Below are 19,321 nucleotides of genomic sequence, written 5' to 3' on the forward strand. Positions count from 1 at the left end.
CTTTGGTTTTTTTGAACTATTTTTAATAGTATGACTGATAGGAAGCGTAACTGTCAAGTAAATAGACAAGCCGCCATTATGTCAATTTTTTAATAATTTGCCTCTAGCACTGAAAGCGAGAAAACAGCGTTCGCCTTTGGCGCGGCTTTGCCGTTCGCCTTTGGCGCGGCTTTGCCGTTCGCCTTTGGCGCAGCTTTGCCGTGGCAATTGTCCGTGACTCAATATCTGTAATAATCTAATACAGCCCTTGTAAACCTTCTTTAAGCTCTGGGTTTTCGTCTTGATCGAGATGCACAAAATCGCCCTTAGATGAGAATTAGTTTACAAAAATTTACATTTGGAGATAAGGAGCAATGAGTCAAGTTTCCGGTACAGATGTTCCCGATTTGGGTCGTCGTCAATTTATGAACCTGTTGACCTTTGGTACAATTACCGGAGTAGCAGCGGGGGCTTTGTATCCGATTGTTAAGTATTTTATTCCCCCCTCGGCCGGTGGTACGGGTGGCGGTGTCACCGCTAAAGATGCTCTCGGCAATGATGTGATTGTCAGTCAATTTCTGGCCGGCCATAACGCTGGCGATCGCACCTTAGCCCAAGGTTTAAAAGGCGACCCCACCTATTTAGTCGTCCAGGAAGACAAAACCCTAGCCAACTACGGAATTAACGCCGTCTGTACCCACTTAGGTTGTGTGGTGCCTTGGAACGCCAGCGAAGAAAAATTCATGTGTCCTTGCCACGGTTCCCAGTACAATGCCGAAGGAAAAGTAGTTCGCGGTCCAGCGCCTCTATCCTTAGCCCTCGCCCATGCCAACGTCACCGATAATGATAAAGTCGTCTTCTCCACTTGGACGGAAACCGACTTCCGCACCGGTGAAGAACCCTGGTGGTCCTAGATTATTCAATGTGACGAGATTTTGGAATTTTCAACCGATAGAGATGAGAACATTCAACTTTTTAAGCTTCCCGCAAGTCCACAGACAGGCCCTAGTGAAAGCTGTCCTCGTGGCGATCGCTACCGTTTCCCTACTCCTAACCAGCGATGTCATTAACCCCCAATCTGCCCAAGCATATCCTTTTTGGGCGCAACAAACCGCCCCGGAAACCCCCAGAGAAGCGACCGGTCGGATTGTCTGCGCGAACTGCCATTTAGCCCAAAAACCCGCCGAAATTGAAATCCCCCACTCGGTACTACCCGATAGCGTCTTTGAAGCAGTGGTAAAAATCCCCTACGATCCCGCTAGTCAACAGGTGTTAGGAGACGGATCGAAAGGGGGTTTAAACGTGGGTGCAGTCTTAATGCTACCAGATGGTTTTAAAATCGCGCCCCCCGATCGCATTCCCGAAGAAATGCAGGAAAAACTCGGTGGAGTCTATTTCCAATCCTACAAAGAAGGTCAAGATAACGTGGTTATCGTCGGTCCCTTACCCGGGGATCAATACAAAGAAATCGTTTTCCCCGTCCTGGCCCCCGATCCTAGCCAAGATAAGAGTATTCACTTCGGTAAATATGCTGTACATTTAGGGGCCAATCGCGGTCGCGGTCAACTGTACCCCACCGGTGAACCCAGCAATAATAACGCCTTCAAAGCTTCTACCGCAGGTACAATTAGCCAGATCAGCAAAACCGAAGCCGGTGGTTATGAAGTGACCATCACTTCCGAAGCGGGCCCCGTGGTGGAAAATATTCCCCCAGGGCCTGAGTTAATCGTCTCGGAAGGTCAAGCGATCGAAGTGGGACAATTTTTAACCAGTAACCCCAATGTCGGCGGTTTTGGTCAAAAAGAGACGGAAGTTGTCCTGCAAAATCCCGGCCGGATCAAAGGATTAGTTTTATTCCTCGGTGGTATTATGCTATGTCAAATCCTCTTAGTTATTAAGAAAAAACAAGTGGAACGAGTACAAGCGGCCGAAATGAATTTCTAATCGCATATTTCGGTTATTTTTGCTAAAAAGCGGGTTATTTGCCCGCTTTTTAGCTTTGGGTCAGGAAAACGCTCACCGCTCGCAGCCGTCTGATACAATCGGTTCAACTTAACCGATAAGTGTCAATTTTTATGAATCAGTCGCTTGTTCCAGTCATTCTCGCCGGTGGTAAAGGGGAACGTTTTTGGCCCCTCAGTCGTCTAGCGCGTCCGAAACAGTTTCTCTGTCTTGATGGTAGTGGTCGCAGTCTTTTACAAGCAACGGCCGATCGTCTGTTATCTTTAGGGGCCGGTTGGGAAAATCTCTGGGTAATTACCGCTAGTGCGATCGCTGATGGTGTCCGCGAACAACTGCCTGATTTACCGGAGAGTAACCTATTAGTGGAACCAGTGGGCAAGGATACGGCCCCGGCTGTGACTTGGGCCACCTTAGAAGTGGCAAAACGTTATGGTAAAGAAGTGGCGATCGGTTTTTTTCCTGCCGATCATTATATTGGTGATCAAGAGGCTTATATTAACACTTTAAAAGCGGCCGTAGAAGTGGCCGTCAGCCAAAAAGCGATCGTTACTTTGGGGATTAAACCCGATTATCCCTCCACTGGTTACGGTTATATCGAACAGGGAGAAAATCAAGGCGAATTTAATGGTTTACCCGTCTATAAAGTGAGTCGTTTTACGGAAAAACCCGATCGCACCACGGCTGAAAAATTCCTAGAAACGGGACTTTTTAGCTGGAATAGCGGAATGTTTATCTTTCAGGGACAAGTGGTTTTAGAGGAGCTAAAAACCCACGCTAATAATATTTTACAACCTCTGAGCGATCGGGGCATCGCTGCCTATGAGGATTTAGAGAAAAAAAGTATTGATTATGCTTTGATGGAAAAAACCCAACTCGCTTACGTTTTACCCGCTAATTTCGGTTGGGATGATCTGGGAGATTGGAATTCTCTGGAAAGATTATTAGAAGCAAAGGGCAAAAATATTGAACTGGCCAATCATGTCGGTTTGGATACGGAAGGCTCTATTATCTATGCTAGTGATCAGGAGGAAGTGATCGTTACTATTGGTTTAAAAGATCTGGTAATTGTTCGCGACGGGAAAGCGACTCTCGTTGTCCACAAAGATCGTACCCAAGATATTAAACAAGTTCTCAAGCAATTACAAACCGATCCTAAATTAGAGAAATTGTTATAGGATCGATATTAGTTGCTAGCTTTTTCAGTAACCAGTCATCAGTGAAAAGACAGTAGGAAACTTTGATTTAATACTGCTCACTTAAAACTCAAATCTGATAACTTACCCACTGATAACTGATAACTTACCCACTGATAACTGATAACTGATCACTGATAACTGATAATACCGTGTTCTCACTCCCGCAAACCAGTCAAAGACAAAAAGAAATCCTTGAGATAGTTCTCGGCAACGGTTGGGACTATATGCGCGGGGTTTTAACCCTAGGAAAAGCAGAAAATCCCCAGATTCCCACCCCAGAAGTTCTCAAAAAAATCCTCGTGGAATTGGGGCCTTTTTATGTCAAATTGGGACAGTTACTTAGTACCCGTCCCGATCTGCTACCTGCTAATTATATCGAGGCTTTAACTGCCCTACAAGCGCAAGTTCCTCCCGTTGCTTGGAAGGATATAGAAATAGTCATCACCGAACAGTTAGCCAAACCGATCAAACAGGTATTTAAGTATATTAATACCCAACCGATCGCCGCAGGATCGATCGGGCAAATTCATCGGGCAACTTTATTATCTGGGGAGGAAGTAGCGATTAAAGTCTTGCGTCCGGGGATTGAAAAAATTGTCGCCCAAGATAGTGCTTTAATTAAGGGAATTGCTGATTTAATTGCCCTGACAGAATTTGGTCAAAGTTATGACGTTGTTAACTTAGCAGAGGAGTTTATTAAAGCAGTCAATGCGGAATTAGATTTCACCCAAGAAGGTCATTATACTGACCAATTACGCTATAATTTAACCCAGAGTCGTTGGTCAGAACCCAAACAGTTAGTTATTCCTAAAATTTATTGGCACTTAACTAATTCCAGGCTATTAGTGTTAGAATGGTTAGAAGGAAAACAAATTTTAGAGGCCGATGTTTCTAGACCAGCAACCGAGCAAACAATTTCCCAAAGAAAAAGCGAAATAACTAGGATTTTGTTTCGGTCATTTTTTCAACAAATTTATATTGATGGCTTCTTTCATGCCGATCCTCACCCGGGTAATATCTTCTATCTTGACGATGGTAGAGTAGCTTTAATTGACTGTGGTATGGTGGGCAGATTAGACCCGCAAACTCAACAAATTTTAACAGAATTGTTATTAGCAATTGTTGACTTAGATGCGAAAAGATGCAGTCAACTAACTATTAAACTGTCCGAGTCAGTAGTCCCGATTACTTTAGTACAATTAGAGGTGGATTATGAGCGGATGCTGCGAAAATATTATAACCTCAATTTAAATCAAATTAACTTTAGTGAGGTGGTTTATGAACTTTTGCAAATTGCCCGTCGCAATAGAATTAAACTGCCGGGTAATTTAGGTTTATTCGCCAAAAGTCTCGCTAATCTAGAAGGAACTGCCCGAAAATTTAATCCTGATATTAATATCCTAGAAGAAGTCAAACCGCTATTAACTAATATTCTTGAACAACAGTTAATCGGTAGCACTCCCCTACAAACTGCCCTAAGAACAGTTTTAGACTTGAAATCTTTTTCCCTGAAATCTCCCCGTCAAATCGAAGTTTTACTAGATAGTTTAACCTCAGAAACTTTAAATGTTAATCTGAAAATTCGTGAATTAGATAATCTCCGTCGCAGTTTAGATAATTCCGCCAATCGACTAGCTTTTAGTGTGATTATTGGTTCCTTAATTATCGGGGCTGCTATTGTTACGGCCAGCACCCAATCTCGGCAATTAACTATTATTAGTACCGTATTATTTGCTGCAGCTAGTTTAATCGGTTTATGGTTAGTTGTCGGTATCCTGCGATCAGGAAGATTGCGCTAGAAATTATCGCAATTAAATTAAAATTTGTTGTTGTAAAAATTTCGCCCACTGACTAGCCAATTCAACTTCAGTAAAGGGAATTTTTTCAGGTGATCGCTCCTTAAAAATAAATTCCAGGAAAGGGGAACCTTGCGGGGGAAGAGTATCTAAATCCACCACTTGATTATTAACCAACAGACGGATTTCTTTGACCTCCTCTAGGGAAAAAGTTTGTAAATTAATTACTCCCTTACGAGTTGGCTTTCCCCAAGTGATAATTTTATCTTTTTGACCTAAGACAGAATATATATCATACTTAGCTCGCTCGAAGTTTTCCGCCCATTCTCGATAGATTTCCACTTTTTGGTATTCATTCCAACCACTCCAAGCCAACCAAATAAATAGAATTAATAAAGGTGTCCACAATAACCCGCGTTCCATAAACTATCGCCCCAAAATTTTGGTCAATTAAGTTAATCCTATTTTAGGCTAATTTGCAGCAAGGAATTATCAGCCGTCGGCTTTTTTTCCCTCTCCCCTCTCCCTTCTCCCCAACCCGCAACGGTTAAACCCCTTGCTACTTTTTGACTTTAGACCTCTTGCATAATTAATTTTTGAGGATTCAAAAACGGCAAAAATAAGGATTAAATTGCCTAGAATCTGTGAATTATTCATTCTTAATTCTCCTGACTACTGACTACTGACTACTGACTCCTCACCTAACCGAAGATTTTTGATTTTTACAAGAGGTGTTTTTTACTTGCTATAATCGATCGTCGAATTTAAGTAGGAGACGGGAGAAAATGGCCGATTGGCAGGAAATAGAGGGGGGAATCACCGCCCCAAAAGGATTTAAATCCGCAGGGATGGCTGCGTTGCTCAAACCGTCCGGTTTGCCCGATTTAGCCCTAATTGTCTCGGAAACAGAAGCGATCGCCGCCGGAGTCTTTACCACCAGTCAAGTGCGCGCCGCTTGCGTCGATTATTGCCGTCAACGCCTACAAACTAAAGCCAGCGCCCGGGCGATTTTGTGTAATGCTGGCCAAGCAAACGCCGCCACGGGGGAAGCCGGATGGCAAGACGCTCTCGATAGTGCCGCCGCCTTGAGCCAAGTTTTAGGGATTCCCGCCGATGCAATTTTGCTGGCTTCTACGGGAGTGATCGGACAGCGGATTCGCATGGATGCGTTAACCGCCGCTTTACCGACCTTAGCGGGTTTATTGTCGGAAAATGGCGGCGAAAGCACGGCCCGGGCGATTATGACCACGGATCTAGTCCCCAAATCGATCGCCTTGCAAACCACCATCGATGGTCGTCCGGTCACAATTGGGGGAATTGCCAAGGGATCGGGGATGATTCACCCGAATATGGCGACGATGCTCTCTTTTATTACCTGTGATGCCGCAGTATCGACGGTTCTCTGGCAAAATATGTTAAGTCGGGCGGCCAATAAAAGTTTTAATCAGATCACGGTGGATGGGGACACCAGTACCAATGACAGTCTGATCGCCTTGGCTAACGGTCAATCGCGCACCACGGCGATCACCGAAATGGGCCGGGATGCCCAAAAGTTAGAGGCCATGTTAACGGAAGTTTGTCAATACTTGGCCAAAGCGATCGCCCGGGATGGGGAAGGAGCCACCTGTTTAATAGAAGTGCGGGTTTCGGGGGCGGCTGATGATCAGTCCGCTCGTCAGATTGCTCGCACCATTGCCGGTTCTTCCCTAGTAAAATCGGCGGTTTTCGGTCGAGATCCCAACTGGGGACGAATTGCGGCGGCCGCGGGCCGGTCCGGGGTTGTCTTCCATCAAGAAGACCTACAAATCAAGTTAGGCGACTTCGTGATGATGGAAAATGGTCAACCTCTGGCGTTCGATCGAGCTAGTGCCAGTAATTACCTGAAAGCGGCAGCAAACGGGGCTTATTTACGAGAAGATACCGTTTTAATGTCTATCTGTATCGGTAACGGTTCGGGAACAGGTACGGCCTGGGGTTGCGATCTTAGTTACGATTACGTCAAAATTAACGCTGAGTACACCACTTAAAGCGATCGATCGGTTCTGTAAACAGGCTCTCTTGTCCTTGCTGGATTGTAGCCCAACAGCTTGATCAACGGTTGACGTTAGGATCTAGTCTATGCCGACAACCTCGATGATCGATCCTGTTGATCACACAGCAGCCAAGAGAGCCGATTACCCGATTAACAGACAAACTTTAATGGTTGGATTTTACTTCTTTTCAACCAACCTCGAAAACAGTTTTGTCAGTTCCTCAGTCCCTTGGCAAAATCCATCTATTGGCGGGGAAAACGCTGCATGGTTCCGAAAAAATCACCACGAATTCCTTTAGAATTGCACCAGATCAAGGCTTACGAGTTTTATCAAAAACGGCTGGCATCGGGTAAAGAAGGCAATGAGATAGATGACTGGCAGCAAGCGAAAGAATATTTTAGCCAACATCCCAGAGCGATTCTTGCTTGGAATCTAAAGATGCCCTATCGCCGGGGAAAAAGGCTAATTAAAAGATTGTTGCTATCGCTCCAGTCTCTTGTCAGAGTTGCTTGGAAACTGCTAATCTTTCCCTTCTGGCTATTTCAGCAAATACCTGGACTTTTTGCCCGTGAAGACAAAGACAGCCGCACCTTTGCCATTGATGTGGTCAAAACGATTATTTCTGCCCTGGGATTAATTGCTACCCTTTTGGCAGGAATTGGGCTTATTGTCAATTATTTCAATTCTCAAGCGGAAATGCAACTGACTCAGCAACGTCTTATTACCGAGCGCTTCTCGAAAGCTGTCGAACAAATCGGTAATAATAAAGAGGAAGTGGTAATTGGCGGCATTTATTCCCTAGAGCGAATTGCTAAAGATTCTCCCAAGGATCAATGGACAATTATGGAAGTGCTGACTTCCTACATTCGTAAAAATTCCCCCATTCCCTCGAATATTGAACAACTGAAGCCAGAGGAAAGACAGAAGGCCCTAGAAAAGCTCCCTTCCGTGAGTATTCCAGTTCAGGCCGCTTTAACGGTAATCGGGCGGCGTAAAGTTGAGAATGACCAAGCCGGGGATAATTTGGCTGAAACAACTGACCCTAATAAAATTAAAATTCTTGATTTAAGTGGGACAAATTTGAGGAAAGCCTACCTCAACGGAGCCAACCTCAACCGAGCCAACCTCATCGGAGCCAACCTCATCGGAGCCAACCTCATCGGAGCCAACCTCCGACTAGCCGACCTCGAAGGAGCCAACCTCAACGGAGCCGACCTCAACGAAGCCAACCTCATCGGAGCCAACCTCAACGAAGCCAACCTCATCGGAGCCAACCTCAACCGAGCCGACCTCAACGAAGCCTACCTCAACGAAGCCTACCTCAACCGAGCCTACCTCAACCGAGCCAACCTCAACGGAGCCATCCTCCACAGAGCCGACCTCATCGGAGCCAACCTCAACGGAGCCTACCTCAACCGAGCCAACCTCAACGGAGCCATCCTCGACAGAGCCGACCTCATCGGAGCCAACCTCAACGGAGCCGACCTCAACCGAGCCAACCTCAACGGAGCCTACCTCGGGGGAGCTAACCTCGGAGCAGCCTACCTCAACGGAGCCAACCTCGACGGAGCCAACCTCGACGGAGCCGTGGGTCTTAATCCAGAACAAATTAAATCGGCCTGCTTTTGGGAAAGAGCAATACACACGGAATCCAAGTGGGATGAAGATAAACAATTATGGGTGGCTGCGGACCGGGAAGCCAATCAACGAGAAATCGACAAACTCAAAAGGGACAAAAACTCAGATCCGCCAAATCCGATCGATTGTACTACTAAATAGGGTCTGCGGCAAAAAGTACGGGCGAAGCATTCGGATAGAAAATCTCCGGTTTCACCGATAGGTTATTGCCCGAATGCTTCGCCCCTACAGGACGCAGGCCGATGAAAACGCAAGGTTTGGAAGCACGATTCTCTCAAAATCTTGCACCTGTTTGGCGAGAAAAGCCACAAAACCCTTACCTTACCTACATTTCACATTTATTCAGCCAGCCCTAAATACTTTAACTTTTGGCGATTGAGGATCAGGTGACGAAACTAGCATTTTCCCCTAATTGAAGCGAAAAAAACCCCGCATGACTTCAAGAAATCACCGGGGTTTTTAGGAAAAATAGGGATAGGGAAGGAATTTAACCCTCGGTTTCCTCTCTGGTTTGGATAAACAGAATCAAGAGGAAAACGGTGGGGACTAGGACGAATAGGATACTAGCGATAAAGCCGAGATTATTTACCTGCATGAGTTAACCCCCTTAAGTGACAACGGATTTAGATTAAAGATTAACTCCTAGAATATCATCCCAGAGGGCGTTGCTGATTTGAGAGGGGAAGTGGGAAGTGGGGAAGTGGGGAAGTGGGGAAGTGGGGGAGTTGGGAAGTGGGGACGTGGGGAAGTGGGGAAGTGGGGGAGTGGGGACGTGGGGAAGTGGGGACGTGGGGAAGTGGGGGAGTGGGGGAGTGGGGGAGTTGGGAATTATGAATTGGGAGGTGGGGAAGTGGGGAAGTGGGGAAGTGGGGAAGTGGGGAAGTGGGGGCCTTGGTGGTTATCTTTTCGTCCCCTTGGCCAGCGCGTTTTTAATTGGTACTTTTGGATCGGTGGCGATGATGTGAAGATCGATATTTTTCTGCCAGATCAGGCGCATGAGTTTTTGGGTGAAAGAACCTTTGATTAAATGCTTCCAGCGCGATTGAAGGCTCTCCCCGATCACGATCTGGGTGATCCGTTCCCGCTCGGCCACTTCAGCGATCGCTTCGGCCACCTGATAGCTTTTAACCCGTAAGAATTTCCCCTCGAATTCCCGACATAAACGTTCGCAGGTTTCGATATGTAACGCCTCCTCTTTGGTGAGAAAGCGATCGGGGTTATCGACGAAAATCACAAAAAATTCCGCGTTCATATACCCCGCTATCCGCGCTCCTCGACGCAATAATCGTAAAGAGTTGGGATAGGTGGAAATACAGACTAATACCCGTTCGTGAACGGGACAGGATTGACCGATAAATGTTGAATTACTCGCTTCTTCTTCTACCGTATCGGCCACTTCGCGCAAGGCCAGTTCCCGGAGGGCGATTAAATTACGCCGTTGAAAGAAATTATTTAAAGATGGTTGGATCTTTTCGGGAGCGTAGATTTTTCCCGCTAATAATCTTTCCTCTAGGGTTTCAGCGGTAACATCTACCACAATCACTTCATCAGCTTCCTCCAAAATTCGATCGGGTATTCGCTCCCGCACCACCACCCCAGTGATTCGGGCGACCAGATCGTTTAAACTCTCGATATGCTGGATATTCACGGTCGAGTAAACATCGATTCCCCGGGATAAAATTATCTCCACGTCCTGAAAGCGTTTCTCTCGCTCCGAACCGGGTGCGTTCGTGTGAGCCAATTCATCGATCAGACACAGCTGCGGTGAGCGAGCGATAATCGCTTCCGTATCCATTTCCGAGAGAGTGAATCCCTCTTTCTCTAGGATTTTTCTCGGTACGATTTCCAATCCCTCGGCTTTTTCGGCGGTCTCTTTTCTGCCGTGGGTTTCGAGCAGTCCAATCACCACGTCGGTTCCCTGCTTTCTGAGACTATGCCCCTCCTCCAGCATCTTGTAGGTTTTCCCGACTCCCGGAGCCATCCCGATAAAAATTTTATGTCTTCCCCGTCGCACAATCGTCTCCTTTTTGGCAACTTCCCTTACAGATTAAGATGATTCAATCGTAGCCGGGGGGATTGAGTATCATCAATCCTTCACCCCTGTGACTTGAAAGAGGGTGTAGGGTCTGGGCTTCGGCCGTGAGATCAGCGTTCGACCGAGCGTTCGACAAAAGCTCACGCCGAAGTCTCACGCCGAGGTCCGAACGGGTGTGGGGTGTGGGGAAGGAAACCTCTTTCATCTGTGGTGGTGAAAATTTTTTCATCGGGACTGAGAAAGAAACGTCGAGTAGGACATAAGCTGTTACTGAGATTGAGAGATTATGCCCAAGATGTCTTACGCTTTCTGGATTGTCAGGATGTTCCTTTTACTAATAATCAAGCCGAACAGCTTAAGTAGGGAGGCACAATTATTTGTAGGATGGGTTAGCGCACTTCGTAACATAATCGGGCGTTGGGTTTCATGCTTCAACCGTTCGGCAAAAGCTCACGGCCGAAGCCCAACCTACGTTCATCTTATATTTAATTCCACCCACCTACTTATAGCGGTATGCGATTGCATGAGGTACAATAGATGAGAACAATAAATTATAGACCTACGCAGGAGCCACAACCTTATGAAGCCCTATTCTGTAGACTTACGAAAAAAGATCATCGAGACCTACGAGGAGAATAATCTCTCACAACGGGAATTAGCCAAAAGATTTAGAGTAGCTTTAAGCTTTATCCAAAAACTAATCAAGCAGTGGCGTGAAACCGGCGATCTAAATCCTCGACCACATGGTGGAGGACAAAAACTTAAGCTTACTGGCGACCAAATTATCTTGCTAGGCGATTTAGTCCAAGAAAAGAACGATGCCACCTTAGACGAGTTAAGAAAACAACTCGAGGAAAAAACACAGGCGGTAGTCAGTAACTCAACGATTAGTCGAATTTTAAAACGGCTAAACCTAACCCGAAAAAAAAGCCTACACCCTAGGGAACGAGACACGGAAAGAGTGCGAAAATTAAGAGAGTAGTATTGGGAGAGAATCCGAGATGTTAAAGCGGAAGACCTGGTTTTCGTTGACGAGTCCGGCTCTAATCTAGGGATGACAAGACTTTATGGGAGAGCGGAAGAAGGACGGAGAGTGTATGGTTCGGTTCCGTTAAACCGAGGGAAAAACGTGACGATAATCGGAGCGATAGCACTCAGAGGCTTGGTCGCTTTTCTTAATGTACTTGGAGCGGCAAATGGTTTAATATTTGAAGCATTTATAGCTACCTTATTGATTCCGAACTTATGGGAAGGAGCCTGTGTATTAATGGATAATGCTTCGATTCATCGAAAAGAAACGCTCGAACCAATGCTCAAAGAAGTCGGAGCTAGACTAGAGTTTTTACCTCCCTATTCTCCCGATTTTTCTCCGATTGAAAATTGTTGGTCGAAGGTAAAAACACTGATTCGTTCAATCTCACCTCGTACCTATGCCGATCTAGAAAAAGCGATCATTCAAGCCTTTAGTCAGATTACGTTGAAAGACATTCATCATTGGTTTACCCATTGTTGTTATTGCGATACCCCTTTTAAAGAGCCTAATCAAGAGCCTGCCTAGTCATCCCTTTGTACCTCATTCAACTGAAACCCGCTATAGTCCAATTATTTTTATTAATAAATAGGGGCTGCTGAAAAAGTTTGTTGGTGGGGTTAGGAGTCAGTAGCCGGTCGTCGGTCGTCGGTCGTCAGGAGTTTCAGGCTTTGTTGTCCTCTTTTTTTTGTACCAGTTTGTGTACTTAAAGAAGGATAATACAAGGTTTTTGAAGGTCTTAATCCTATTTTCGCAGCATGAACATCGGATTTTAGCAGGTCAAAAGCCTTATTTTAAAAGGGTTTTACCATTATTCAGCAAGACCTAAATAGGGGCTGCTGAAAAAGTTTCTCGTGGGGGTAGGGTGTGGGGTGTGGGGTGTAGGGTGTAGGGTTTTACCAATTTTCATCTGGTCAATTACCTAATTTTCAGAGAAAAAGTCCCTGAATTTTCCCCCCGATCCCCGCAATGGCTGGCACTTTTTGAGGGTAAAAAAGTCTAAAAGTCCTATCCAACAAGGTTTTTAGATTTATTCAGCAAGACCTAAATATTTTACACACTTCATACTGGATAAGCAACAGGGCTACGGCACTACTACCAAATCATTACCAGAGGGGAGAGGGGAGAGGGGGGGGAGAGGGGAGTATTTTCAGTGATCAGTAAACAGTAAACAGTGAACTGAAAACTCACATCTGATAACTGATAACTGATAACTGATAACTGATAACTGATAACCTCTTTACTATTGTTATTTTAAAATCAAATGTATCAGAGGATACAGAAATCTCAAATCAAAAAAACAAAGATCGAAAAACATTGACTACTCACAGATCAAGATAAATCCCTAGGTGTTTGGTCTTCTGAAATGATTGACCCCTGTTCCTAGGATTTAGCGGTTGAACGGACATAATTGCTCGGTGATTATTTTCAAAAGTAATGAATCGACCTACTAACTCAACAAAGTAAACGAATTGACGATGAAACGAATTGCTCGAAAATCTGGGGAACTTGTCGGTTTGTTACCGAAAATTAACCCTGTCTGGTTAGCCTGTGTTCCTTTGTCCGCGATTATTTTTGTGGTTGGGAACAGGGCTGTACAGGCCCAAGATGCGAAACCCTTAACCCCCGAAGATGTCCAAAACGCCCTCAATACAATCTGGGTTTTAATTGCCGCCATACTCGTGATCTTTATGAACGCGGGTTTTGCGATGCTAGAAACGGGATTCTGTCGCCAGAAAAACGCCGTTAACGTTCTCGCCAAAAACCTGATCGTTTTCGCCCTCTCCACCATATCATTTTGGGCGATCGGTTTCTCCCTGATGTTTGGGTCTGTCAGTAACGAATTTTTCGGTACAGGAGGTTGGTTCCTCAGCAGTAGCGATCCTGCCACCTACGTTATGCCCGCATATTTGCCCACCTCGGTGTTTTTCCTGTTCCAAGTGGCTTTCGCAGGAACGGCAGCAACCATTGTATCTGGGGCTGTGGCAGAACGGATTAAATTCGTCGATTTCCTCGTTTTTAGCTTAATTATCGTCGGTATCATGTACCCGATCACCGGTCACTGGGTTTGGGGTGGCGGTTGGTTAGCTGACCTTGGTTTTAAAGACTTCGCTGGTTCGACGGTGGTTCACTCGGTCGGTGGTTGGTCTGCTTTAACGGGGGCGGCAATTCTCGGTCCGAGAATGGGAAAATACATTAACGGTCGCACCAGTGCCTTACCCGGCCATAACATGAGTATTGCGACCCTGGGTTGTTTAATTCTCTGGATTGGCTGGTTCGGTTTTAACCCCGGTTCTGCTTTAGCGGTCAATGAAACTGTACCCTATATCGCTGTCACCACTAACCTCGCCGGGGCCGCGGGGGGCATTGCCGCTACCTTTACCGCTTGGGCGAAAGATGGTAAACCCGACCTTTCGATGATTATTAACGGTATTCTCGCCGGTTTAGTAGCCGTTACTGCCAGTTGTGATGGTGTATCCTATTGGTCGGCGGCAATCATCGGTTTAATTGCTGGTGTGGTCGTGGTTTACTCGGTGGCTTTCTTCGATAACCTGAAAATTGATGACCCGGTGGGTGCAACTTCCGTTCACCTTGTCTGTGGTGTGTTTGGAACCTTAGCCGTCGGTATCTTCAACAAAGATGCAGGTTTAATCACCGGTCAATTGCAACTGTTGATTAACCAAATTATCGGGATTGTGGCAGTGGGGGCATTTACCGTGATTGTTAGTGGTATTGTTTGGACAATCCTCAAGGCTACCCTCGGTATTCGTGTTACTCCCGAAGAAGAATTGGAAGGTTTGGATGTGGGTGAACACGGCATGGAAGCCTATAGCGGTTTCGTCAAGGAGTCCGATATCGTCGCCGGTAGCTATTATGCTTCCAGTGTTGACATGGAAACGCCTAGCGCTCGTTAAGGTGAACCTTGTCAAGATAGATTAATTGATCCCCGACAAAGTTAAAGAGAAAAGGAAGAAGGCCTCGCCCCGATGCGATCGGTGGCTATAATTACCTTCTAAACCTTTTCTCTTTCGGTTTTTGTCTCTTTCCAGACAGAAAAAAATAATCTTGCTACTAACCACCAACCGTCAATGAAAAAGATCGTAGGAATAATCGTACTTTTGCTGGGACTGGGATTCAATTGCGGAGTTGCCCCGGTTTTTGCGGAAACCATCACCGCCGCTCCCCCCAATCCGATTAGTTCTGGGGATACCGCTTGGATGCTGATCTCCTCAGCTTTAGTTTTATTAATGACCCCCGGACTGGCTTTTTTTTATGGGGGTTTAGTCCGTTCCCGTAACGTCCTCAACACCATGATGATGAGTTTGGTGGCCATGGGTGTCATCGGTGTAACTTGGGTGCTTTGGGGTTATAGTCTCGCTTTTGATGTTACCCCGGGTAAAAGTGGCTTTGGTGAAGGGATCGAAGCTTTTATCGGTGGTCTGGATTGGCTGTTTCTCAACGGAGTCACCGCCACCGCACCCGATAGCACCGGCTATGCTCCCACGGTTCCCCATCAAGTGTTTATGGTCTATCAGATGATGTTTGCCATCATCACCCCAGCTTTAATTTCGGGTGCGATCGTGGAAAGGGTCAACTTTAAAGCCTATTTTTGGTTTTTACTGCTTTGGTCTACCTTTATCTATTCTCCCCTAGCTCACTGGGTTTGGGGTAAGGGTTGGTTGGCAGCTACTGGAGCGCTGGATTTCGCTGGTGGAACCGTTGTTCACATTAGTTCTGGGATTTCCGCACTGGTGGCCGCTTGGGTAATCGGTCCGCGTCGCAGTTTTGGTACCCAAACCTATGCACCCCATAATGTGCCGTTTGTTCTCCTAGGTATCGGTTTACTCTGGTTTGGTTGGTTTGGTTTTAACGGTGGTAGCGCGCTTTCCTCTAGTTCCCTAGCCACGACAGCTTTTGTTAATACCAGTATCGCCGCTTCGGCTGGTGGTTTGACATGGATGCTTATAGAATGGATTTTACGGGGTAAACCGACAGCGATCGGTATTGCTAGTGGATTTTTAGGGGGATTAGTGGGTATTACTCCCGCTGCCGGTTTTGTTCTACCCATCGGTGCGATTCTCATTGGTTCGATCACTGCCCTTAGCTGTTTTTTTGCGGTTAGTCTCCGGGCAAAATTGCGCTTTGATGATTCTTTGGATACCTATCCTGTCCATGGTGTGGGTGGGACGGTAGGGGCAATCCTTACGGGGGTTTTTGCGACTAAATCGGTTAATTCCTTCGGTAATGACGGTTTACTATTTGGCAACCCCGGCTTAGTTTGGACGCAATTTGTTGGCGTTGCTGCTACTTATATCTTTGCTGCCGTGGGTACTTTCGTCATCCTGAAAGTTCTCAGTTTATTCATGGATTTGCGGGTCAAACCGAATACGGAAGCGGAAGGTTTGGATGTTCCTCAACACGGAGAGGAAGCCTACGGACAGGAATTCGAGTTTGGTAACAGCCTTTCCTACCAAGAAAATCTGCCCCCCACAAATCCTCGAGAAAATTATTAGCGATTCCAATCAGCTATCTATCTGGCTAACAGAGACGAAATTTCGTCTCTATCAATGTCTTCTCAGAAGAATTGGACTAGGTCTAATTGTTTTTCCATTGCATCATCTTGAATCTAGACTAAAAGCCCATTGATATTGATCACTGCGGCTTTGATCTCTTATCACTTCTGCCTTGCTAGTCTTATGTTAGGCTGCCAATTGACCTAACCCTGTGCTGGCCATTTGACGATGATGGATTTAGCCCTACCAACCCCCCAGACTTCTAGTTTAGCGATGAATACCAATGATTATCCTACTAATTCTCGACTGGAATATCTGAATCCGATCATCAGTTTTAATGCCGTGAAACAAGCGAGTCTTTTCCAAAAAATTAAAGATCGAGAATTCAATGGTCGCCTGTTCTTGAGGGATTATAAGGGTTTAGAATCGGTTTTTTATTTCTATTTTGGTCGTCTTGTCTATGCCACAGGGGGTTGTCATCCCGTCCGTCGCTGGCAAAGAATGCTCGCTCGTTACTGTCCAGAGATTCTCCAAGACCGAGAAACTCTCCGCCAAGGCTTAATGAGTGTTGTCACCAACAATTTAGCGATCGCCTGGGAGTATCAAGTTTTATCCAGATGGGCAAAACAGCAAAAAACTACCCTAGAACAACTCAATCAAATTATTGGTTCTAGTGCCGAAGAAATCCTCTTCGATCTGACTCAATCCGCTCAAGTGGGTTTTTATCGGCAAAGCGATCGCCTAGAAGGGTTTACACCTCTAACTGTTATTAACCCCGAACAAATGATCGCTAAAGTCTGGCAACAATGGCAAGCTTGGCAAGGAGCCAGATTAGGCGATCGCTCCCCGAATCTGGCCCCGATCATCAAAAATACTGAGGAATTAGCCAAAAGGACTGCCTCTTTTAATACTCAATTATTTAGCCAACGTTTTAACGGAGAGCACAGTTTACGGGATTTATCCGTACAGTCGGGACAAGATTTATTGTCCTTGGCCCGTTCTTTAATGATTTATGTCCAGTTAGGATCAATGGATCTAGTGGCCACTAAAGATTTTCCCTCACCGCTCGAAATGTATTCTTCTGCTAGTTTTGTCAAGGTGCCATCTCTCAAGATTGCCTATGGAGATGAAAATCAGCAAAAGTGTCAATTCATGGCGGCCCTGATGAAAAGATTGGGACATGACTGTATCACTGTACAAGATGGACTACAGGCCATCTCCCTTTTCGTGGAACAAAAACCAGATCTGATCTGTTTAAGTTCCCAACTTCTACAGACGGATGCCTACATTGTCTGTCGTACTTTACGGGGATTACCTCTGTTTCAAAAAACTCCCATTTGGATTTTTACTGATCATCTCAGTCTAACTGAGCGCATTCGTGCCAAAATAGCGGGAGCATCGGAGGTAGTAGAAAAGTCCCCTCATACCCAGATGATTAAACAGTTACTAGATAAATATTTTTAAAACTACAGCGTTTCTCATCAAGATGAAGTATAACCTGATAGGGCATCGTCTCTTGTCGACCATCTCCCCAAAACGGAGACCTCATACTTCACCCTTGAGATGACTGCTATAAAAGGAACGGGTCTGTTTCTAGGTGAGTTTAGGTTTCAATCCCTCACACATTGCGCCAAGTCAGGCAAGTCTTTTAAGAGATTTAAAACCGTATCCCTGATCTGGGAACAATCCATCGGAATTAACTGCACTTTATCGCCATATTTTGCCAAGTTCTCAGGATAATTGTCGTAGGGAACAGGAAAAGTAAAAGGATTAAGTAGTCGTGCAAAATTAATTTTCGTCCTGAATAGTTTTGGCTCTTCGTTACTTGGTATGGTTCGAGCAGGGGGCATAAATCGACTAAATCCTTATCTGGCAAGAGACTTAATTGATTAGTTCGTTCTAGCTCGAAAACAATTGGCAAAGATCGAAGCAATGTCTTTCTATATAAGGGTTTCATCCCTTATAACCCCCGTCCATTGCATAACACAAACCGAAAAACCATAGTTTTTTAGTTTTAGCTGTTGTTGCTACAGAGAGGCTAATGATAGAATTTTTACTGGTTACTCTACAGCAAAGCTGTCCATTTGTCAAGACTTTTGGCGCATTGGCCTTGAAAAACCAGAGAGCGGCGCTCAAGAAAGCTTTTTCTTCTCTCTATCAACTGGCAATTTTAGCGATTATTACTGACAATAATCAAGAAATTTGTAAGCCAGCTAACTCAGCAATTGTGTAGGTGGGTCTGCCTTTAACTTCCTCGTAAATTCTGCCGATATATTCTCCTAGTATTCCGATGCTAATTAGCTGTACAGAACCCAGAAAAAATATAGCGATCATAATCGTGGCAAAACCCGTGATCGGTGAGTTGGGCTGCTGTAAACGCCAATATAATACTAACAGAGCCATAATCAAAGATATCAGGGCAGAAAATAATCCTAGATAGGTGGCAAAACGTAAGGGGACACGGGAAAAAGATACTAGGCTATTAATAGCTAAAGATAAGGATTTGCTAAAGGTATATTTTACTTCCCCGGCAAAGCGCACATCCCGCTCAAATTTAACCGCAGTTTGTGGAAAGCCAATCCAAGCGCGTAACCCACGAATATAACGATTTCTTTCGGGGAGAGAATTTAATAGCTCTACCACCTGACGATCCATTAAACAAAAGTCTCCTGTATCGGCGGGAATATCCACATCGGCTAGTCTTTTAAGCAAACGATAAAAGAGATAGGCCGTCAGTTTTTTAAACCAACTTTCTTGTTTTCTTTTGGTTCTTTGGGCATAAACTACTTGATACCCCTCTTGCCATTTTTCAATCATTTGGGGAATTAATTCGGGCGGATCTTGGAGGTCAGCATCTAAAACAATAATTACTTGTCCTCGGCAAAAATTAAGTCCAGCAGTTACCGCCGCTTGATGACCAAAATTGCGGGCGAAACTGATATAACACACTCGTGAATCAGCTTTGTGCAGTTCTCGCAGCAGTTTTAAGGAACTATCTTTACTACCATCATTTACTAGGATTAATTCTACCGCCCCATCTAAATTATTCATGACAGCACTCACCCGGCGATACAGTTCGGCAATAGTTTCTTCTTCGTTATAGATGGGGACAATCAGGGAGTATTTTAGCATTTGCAT

At 45.3% G+C, this 19,321-nt stretch carries 20 protein-coding genes; 14 read left to right on the forward strand and 6 right to left on the reverse strand.

Annotated elements, in window-relative coordinates:
* Positions 1-81: 81 nt before the first annotated feature.
* Positions 82-222 carry a hypothetical protein gene (locus GQR42_RS07880; protein ID WP_158199536.1) on the reverse strand — a complete coding sequence of 47 codons (141 nt, stop codon included), beginning with the start codon at positions 220-222 and terminating at the stop codon, positions 82-84.
* Positions 223-353: 131 nt separating this feature from the next.
* Between GQR42_RS07880 and petC the strand changes: the two genes are divergently transcribed.
* The 4 genes from petC (at position 354) to GQR42_RS07900 (ending at position 4,936) form a co-directional block, all read left to right on the forward strand.
* Positions 354-893, forward strand: coding sequence for a cytochrome b6-f complex iron-sulfur subunit (petC, locus tag GQR42_RS07885; RefSeq protein ID WP_002754686.1), 540 nt, complete (start codon positions 354-356; stop codon positions 891-893).
* A 43-nt stretch (positions 894-936) separates the two neighbouring features.
* Positions 937-1,923: a cytochrome f gene (petA, locus tag GQR42_RS07890; protein WP_158199537.1), complete on the forward strand. Its 987-nt coding sequence runs from the start codon at positions 937-939 to the stop codon at positions 1,921-1,923.
* Between the two features lie 131 nt (positions 1,924-2,054).
* A complete protein-coding gene (locus GQR42_RS07895) occupies positions 2,055-3,116 on the forward strand; it encodes a mannose-1-phosphate guanylyltransferase (RefSeq protein WP_158199538.1) in 1,062 nt (353 codons plus the stop codon).
* 170 nt (positions 3,117-3,286) lie between these two features.
* Positions 3,287-4,936 (forward strand): ABC1 kinase family protein, encoded by a 1,650-nt coding sequence (locus GQR42_RS07900; RefSeq protein ID WP_158199539.1) that lies wholly within the window; start codon positions 3,287-3,289, stop codon positions 4,934-4,936.
* Positions 4,937-4,948: 12 nt separating this feature from the next.
* On the opposite strand, the gene GQR42_RS07905 is transcribed toward GQR42_RS07900, so the two are convergent.
* Positions 4,949-5,356: a hypothetical protein gene (locus GQR42_RS07905; RefSeq protein WP_158199540.1), complete on the reverse strand. Its 408-nt coding sequence runs from the start codon at positions 5,354-5,356 to the stop codon at positions 4,949-4,951.
* Between the two features lie 362 nt (positions 5,357-5,718).
* Between GQR42_RS07905 and argJ the strand changes: the two genes are divergently transcribed.
* Both argJ and GQR42_RS07915 read left to right on the forward strand, forming a co-directional pair.
* Positions 5,719-6,960, forward strand: coding sequence for a bifunctional ornithine acetyltransferase/N-acetylglutamate synthase (argJ, locus tag GQR42_RS07910; protein WP_158199541.1), 1,242 nt, complete (start codon positions 5,719-5,721; stop codon positions 6,958-6,960).
* A 270-nt stretch (positions 6,961-7,230) separates the two neighbouring features.
* On the forward strand, positions 7,231-8,745 hold the full coding sequence (locus tag GQR42_RS07915) for a pentapeptide repeat-containing protein (RefSeq protein WP_158199542.1): 1,515 nt from the start codon (positions 7,231-7,233) through the stop codon (positions 8,743-8,745).
* Positions 8,746-9,091: 346 nt separating this feature from the next.
* Here the strand turns inward: GQR42_RS07915 and psbM are convergent, their stop codons facing one another.
* Positions 9,092-9,199 carry a photosystem II reaction center protein PsbM gene (psbM, locus tag GQR42_RS07920; RefSeq protein WP_002745897.1) on the reverse strand — a complete coding sequence of 36 codons (108 nt, stop codon included), beginning with the start codon at positions 9,197-9,199 and terminating at the stop codon, positions 9,092-9,094.
* Positions 9,200-9,296: 97 nt separating this feature from the next.
* Between psbM and GQR42_RS07925 the strand changes: the two genes are divergently transcribed.
* A complete protein-coding gene (locus GQR42_RS07925; protein WP_158199543.1) occupies positions 9,297-9,569 on the forward strand; it encodes an isopentenyl pyrophosphate isomerase in 273 nt (90 codons plus the stop codon).
* Here the strand turns inward: GQR42_RS07925 and GQR42_RS07930 are convergent.
* Positions 9,503-10,618, reverse strand: coding sequence for a universal stress protein (locus GQR42_RS07930; protein WP_158199544.1), 1,116 nt, complete (start codon positions 10,616-10,618; stop codon positions 9,503-9,505). The genes GQR42_RS07925 and GQR42_RS07930 overlap by 67 nt on opposite strands.
* A 234-nt stretch (positions 10,619-10,852) precedes the next feature.
* On the opposite strand from GQR42_RS07930, the gene GQR42_RS07935 reads away from it, so the two are divergent.
* The 6 genes from GQR42_RS07935 (at position 10,853) to GQR42_RS07955 (ending at position 17,647) form a co-directional block, all read left to right on the forward strand.
* Entirely contained in the window at positions 10,853-11,002 is a 150-nt protein-coding gene (locus GQR42_RS07935) for a hypothetical protein (RefSeq protein ID WP_233271450.1), read from the forward strand.
* Between the two features lie 217 nt (positions 11,003-11,219).
* Positions 11,220-11,621: a helix-turn-helix domain-containing protein gene (locus tag GQR42_RS27585; RefSeq protein ID WP_199273289.1), complete on the forward strand. Its 402-nt coding sequence runs from the start codon at positions 11,220-11,222 to the stop codon at positions 11,619-11,621.
* Between the two features lie 12 nt (positions 11,622-11,633).
* Entirely contained in the window at positions 11,634-12,197 is a 564-nt protein-coding gene (locus GQR42_RS27590; protein ID WP_199273338.1) for an IS630 family transposase, read from the forward strand.
* A 950-nt stretch (positions 12,198-13,147) separates the two neighbouring features.
* Complete coding sequence (locus GQR42_RS07945) at positions 13,148-14,584, forward strand: ammonium transporter (RefSeq protein ID WP_158199546.1); 1,437 nt, start codon at positions 13,148-13,150, stop codon at positions 14,582-14,584.
* 174 nt (positions 14,585-14,758) lie between these two features.
* A complete protein-coding gene (locus GQR42_RS07950; protein WP_158199547.1) occupies positions 14,759-16,183 on the forward strand; it encodes an ammonium transporter in 1,425 nt (474 codons plus the stop codon).
* Between the two features lie 228 nt (positions 16,184-16,411).
* The gene (locus GQR42_RS07955) at positions 16,412-17,647 is read left to right on the forward strand and encodes a response regulator (protein ID WP_158199548.1); all 1,236 of its coding nucleotides are present in this window, start codon (positions 16,412-16,414) and stop codon (positions 17,645-17,647) included.
* 146 nt (positions 17,648-17,793) lie between these two features.
* Here the strand turns inward: GQR42_RS07955 and GQR42_RS07960 are convergent, their stop codons facing one another.
* The gene (locus GQR42_RS07960; RefSeq protein WP_158199549.1) at positions 17,794-18,033 is read right to left on the reverse strand and encodes a hypothetical protein; all 240 of its coding nucleotides are present in this window, start codon (positions 18,031-18,033) and stop codon (positions 17,794-17,796) included.
* Positions 18,034-18,224: 191 nt separating this feature from the next.
* On the opposite strand from GQR42_RS07960, the gene GQR42_RS07965 reads away from it, so the two are divergent.
* A complete protein-coding gene (locus GQR42_RS07965; RefSeq protein WP_158199550.1) occupies positions 18,225-18,416 on the forward strand; it encodes a hypothetical protein in 192 nt (63 codons plus the stop codon).
* On the opposite strand, the gene GQR42_RS07970 is transcribed toward GQR42_RS07965, so the two are convergent.
* On the reverse strand, positions 18,377-19,315 hold the full coding sequence (locus GQR42_RS07970) for a glycosyltransferase family 2 protein (RefSeq protein ID WP_158202427.1): 939 nt from the start codon (positions 19,313-19,315) through the stop codon (positions 18,377-18,379). The genes GQR42_RS07965 and GQR42_RS07970 overlap by 40 nt on opposite strands.
* Positions 19,316-19,321: the final 6 nt, after the last annotated feature.

This window comes from Microcystis aeruginosa FD4, assembly GCF_009792235.1.
Classification (GTDB): Bacteria; Cyanobacteriota; Cyanobacteriia; order Cyanobacteriales; family Microcystaceae; genus Microcystis; species Microcystis viridis.

Bases quoted from the DNA above. Each gene is read 5' to 3' on its own strand.
- GQR42_RS07915 (WP_158199542.1), top strand. From the start codon at position 7,231: ATGGTTCCGAAAAAATCACCACGAATTCCTTTAGAATTGCACCAGATC.
- petC (WP_002754686.1), top strand. From the start codon at position 354: ATGAGTCAAGTTTCCGGTACAGATGTTCCCGATTTGGGTCGTCGTCAA.
- petA (WP_158199537.1), top strand. From the start codon at position 937: ATGAGAACATTCAACTTTTTAAGCTTCCCGCAAGTCCACAGACAGGCC.
- GQR42_RS07945 (WP_158199546.1), top strand. From the start codon at position 13,148: ATGAAACGAATTGCTCGAAAATCTGGGGAACTTGTCGGTTTGTTACCG.
- GQR42_RS07950 (WP_158199547.1), top strand. From the start codon at position 14,759: ATGAAAAAGATCGTAGGAATAATCGTACTTTTGCTGGGACTGGGATTC.
- psbM (WP_002745897.1), bottom strand. From the start codon at position 9,199: ATGCAGGTAAATAATCTCGGCTTTATCGCTAGTATCCTATTCGTCCTA.
- GQR42_RS07970 (WP_158202427.1), bottom strand. From the start codon at position 19,315: ATGCTAAAATACTCCCTGATTGTCCCCATCTATAACGAAGAAGAAACT.
- GQR42_RS07965 (WP_158199550.1), top strand. From the start codon at position 18,225: ATGATAGAATTTTTACTGGTTACTCTACAGCAAAGCTGTCCATTTGTC.
- GQR42_RS27585 (WP_199273289.1), top strand. From the start codon at position 11,220: ATGAAGCCCTATTCTGTAGACTTACGAAAAAAGATCATCGAGACCTAC.
- GQR42_RS07960 (WP_158199549.1), bottom strand. From the start codon at position 18,033: ATGCCCCCTGCTCGAACCATACCAAGTAACGAAGAGCCAAAACTATTC.
- GQR42_RS07905 (WP_158199540.1), bottom strand. From the start codon at position 5,356: ATGGAACGCGGGTTATTGTGGACACCTTTATTAATTCTATTTATTTGG.
- argJ (WP_158199541.1), top strand. From the start codon at position 5,719: ATGGCCGATTGGCAGGAAATAGAGGGGGGAATCACCGCCCCAAAAGGA.
- GQR42_RS07895 (WP_158199538.1), top strand. From the start codon at position 2,055: ATGAATCAGTCGCTTGTTCCAGTCATTCTCGCCGGTGGTAAAGGGGAA.
- GQR42_RS07955 (WP_158199548.1), top strand. From the start codon at position 16,412: ATGATGGATTTAGCCCTACCAACCCCCCAGACTTCTAGTTTAGCGATG.